Source organism: Bartonella sp. MR168JLCBS (assembly GCF_042194175.1).
The window spans coordinates 1-284 of sequence record NZ_JBHIMP010000128.1 but is presented as its reverse complement, the minus strand read 5'-3'; the positions used below and the strand labels follow the sequence as shown (position 1 = coordinate 284).

1 protein-coding gene is annotated in these 284 nt (G+C 39.4%); it reads left to right on the top strand.

What is annotated here, in order from left to right; translation table 11 throughout:
• Positions 1-284, top strand: a 284-nt coding sequence (locus ACFIK8_RS09725) for a DsbA family protein (RefSeq protein WP_375669305.1), incomplete at both ends; no start/stop codon positions are given.

Here is a 284-nt window from a genome sequence, read left to right as displayed (position 1 = left end):
GCTTTTGATCCTCGGGCAACAGCAGGCTTTATGTTGGCCCGGTGTGCACCAGAAGATCGCTATTTTCCTTTGATAGAAGTCTTATTTCAGAAACAGCATGAGTGGGTTTGGGAACAAGACGCTCTGACACCATTGAAAAAAATTGGCTTAATGGCGGGTTTTACCGATGAAAGTTTTAATGCTTGTCTGAAAAATCAATCCATTTTAGATGAAGTGAATATGTCTTTTGAGCGTGGAAAAAAACTTGGTGTTACAGCAACACCTACCTTTTTTATTAATGGTAA